This window comes from Halorubrum sp. Atlit-28R, from assembly GCF_003665955.1.
GTDB lineage: Archaea > Halobacteriota > Halobacteria > Halobacteriales > Haloferacaceae > Halorubrum > Halorubrum tropicale.
Map to the genome: position 1 here is coordinate 1 of NZ_QPLS01000123.1, position 543 is coordinate 543.

Below are 543 nucleotides of genomic sequence, written 5' to 3' on the forward strand. Positions count from 1 at the left end.
GACGAGAGGGACGTAGAGCAGGATCGAATCATCCGGAAGATGAGGAGGATCGTGAATCCTCTTCTGTTGATCCTGAAACCCCTGGATCGACGGGTGAGGATGGAGATTCGCCCGGTACGTCACAAACGACTTTTGAGAACGGCTCGGATCCAGTTGATTCGTCTCAACAGGCGACCAACGGCGACGGTGGGGGCATCTCAATTCGAGATCGGTTACAAACCGAGTCGTCCGGAGGCGTTTTTGCGAACAAGGACCTCGTTCGGTCTGATACTATCATCGACGAGGATCGTATCGTTGGTCGTGACGACCAGCTGGGCCGTGTCGTCGACAACCTAAAACCGGTCCTCCAGAATAAGGGGATCCCTGATATGCTCCTGAGTGGGCCATCTGGAACGGGGAAATCGCTCATCATTCATGCTGTCTGCAAACAGATCGTCGAACTGTGCGAGTCACAGGGTAAGACCTTCGGAGTCCTCTCTATCAACTGCGAGGGACCGAAGACTGCAGATCGAGCTGTCTATCGGCTAGTTAAAGCTGCTGCCG

At 54.3% G+C, this 543-nt stretch carries 1 protein-coding gene; it reads left to right on the top strand.

The genetic code is table 11. The features are described 5' to 3' along the window. Positions 1-543: AAA family ATPase (locus DVK06_RS17120; protein ID WP_199718769.1), on the top strand; the 543-nt coding region annotated here is incomplete at both ends.